The sequence below is a fragment of the Burkholderia sp. AW33-5 genome, assembly GCF_053427615.1.
On record NZ_JBSAXA010000064.1, the window covers coordinates 1 to 2,060 of the forward strand.

At 51.8% G+C, this 2,060-nt stretch carries 2 protein-coding genes; one reads left to right on the forward strand and one right to left on the reverse strand.

The window, feature by feature from the left end; genetic code table 11:
• Nucleotides 1–13 precede the first annotated feature (13 nt).
• Nucleotides 14–1,465: a cellulase gene (locus ACV22V_RS32265; protein WP_448016783.1), complete on the reverse strand. Its 1,452-nt coding sequence runs from the start codon at nt 1,463–1,465 to the stop codon at nt 14–16.
• 378 nt (nt 1,466–1,843) lie between these two features.
• On the opposite strand from ACV22V_RS32265, the gene ACV22V_RS32270 reads away from it, so the two are divergent.
• Nucleotides 1,844–2,060 (forward strand): hypothetical protein (locus tag ACV22V_RS32270; RefSeq protein ID WP_448016781.1); only part of this gene is annotated, 217 nt, incomplete at its 3' end.

A 2,060-nucleotide genomic window follows, 5' to 3' on the forward strand; every position in this document is an offset into this window, starting at 1 on the left:
TAGCGGATTACCGTCAACACCCAACTTGGCTTCGATTCGATCCAAATTGGTAGGTAATCGCAAGTGCCATCGACCGTATACATGCGGCTGCGACCTTGGGAAGCCCCGCAGTACCTGTCGTTCCAGTCGTGGAGCCGAGCGTCACGATGCCAAAATACGGTTCGTAAATGGTTGTACTGGTCGGTAACGACAACGCCTGATCCGAATAGGTATATATGTACACCGGACCGTAAGTACCCTTCGGTTGCTGTGCAACCCAGGCCATCAGCGAACTATATTCGCGTCTCTGGTTGGCCTGTGTCAGATACGGCGACATCTGCATGGTATGAAAATTGGTGTTCGTATATTGTGTCGAGGAACCGCCCAATTTCCCCGTGAAGTTCGTCGCGCCATCGGAGCCAGTGGTTGGCACGCCGAATTCCGTGAGGACAATTGCTTTTGCTCCATCGCCGTTCGCACTCATCAGGTCGCGCAGGCTCGTACCCGTATAACTTGCGAAAGTATTTCCTTTACTCGATGGCCAGCCGTATGACGGTGATGCAAAGGAATGCCACATGATGTTGAACGCATTCGAATATTGCGGGTACGTGGTGTTGAGCGTCGCGCTTGGGCACTGGTTGGGCGCGGATTGCCAGTCGTCGAAATAACAATACGGATGATGGGCAAGTGCATCGAAATACCCCCGGGCACCGTTCGCGTACATCGCCGCCAGCCAGTCGCGCGAATTCCACTGTGTTGGTTCGGGATAACTTGGATCAATCGAATGAACAAGCCCCGTCACGCCATGCGATGGAAGTGCGCCAGTTGTGTTGTTCGGATACGTGGTACAGCCTGCACTCCCCCCCGCATATACGTAGGCCTCGGGATTTGCCTGCTTGATGGCAGGATACGCGGTCTTCAGAAGAGTTGTATAGAGCGCCGGATCATGGGGCATAAAATCGATGCCGCAGTTAGGCTCGTTCCAGATTTCCCATGCGTTGATTTTGCCCCCGTAGCTATCGCTGCTGTAATGCTTGGCAGCGGCACGAGCAAAGTCGGTGTAGAGCATCGGATCCGGTGCGCATAGCCAGGATGAAACCCCGTTCGCCTTCTGATAGCTTATCGAGCACTCCAAACTTGCTGCCCAAGGAGGAGTCAGCAAAATTAAGCCAAGGATTCGTAGGCCATTGTTGCGGGCCGCACGGATGATCGTGTCCGTCACGCCCCAGGTCAAGCCGCTGCTCGCGCTCGGATTGGGGTCGTTGGCATTGATTGTCGTTTGCGAGGGTTGTGTTTTCGCCCAGTCAATTTCGACCCGAACCCAATGGGCACCTGTCGCTGCAAGACCCGCCATGTAGTTGTTGATGGCTTGCGTTGGGTTGTTTGGATTCTGGGCGATGATATCGTTGATTTCGCTACCCAAATTGATGGCAGGCTCGGGTATATTGGTCTCCCCGATTGCTATCCGGCATCCAAGCAGCGCCATAATGAGCACTGCACAACCCAACGCGACTCTCGTCGCGCTCGACCGGTCGTACTGAATGTCGAATTTTCCGTATCTTACGAGATTTGGCAGAAATTTAATTATTTTGGAAGTCATGACTGATTCTCCAATAATAAAATTGCCGTGGAAGTCTGCTTGTTAGGTAAATATATTGGAATACATTTTTCTATTGCCAAACTCCTTGTAAGGTTATGGTCGTTGGTGTTTTTTATTTGACTTTTTCGTCATTTTTAACAAAAAAATTCACGTCATGCTTTGTATGTTATACGGAGGATTGGGATAGTCAATTGGACTGATGTTTCGGGGCGTCCCAAGGCGTTAGTCTTGATGAGATGCGAATTAATAAATTCAGCGAACGTCTTGGAACGTCTTGGAACCTCGGGTATCTATGCCGAAGCGGCCGAAGCGGCCGAAGCGGCCGAAGCGGCCGAAGCGGCCGAAGAAGCCGAAGAAGCCGAAGAAGCCGAAGAAGCCGAAGAAGCCGAAGAAGCCGGAAGGCTAAGAGTCTCTAACACAAACCTGGACATGAGGCTACGAACGTCATATCGTCGCGACATGGCGAGACGCAAAATTAGTA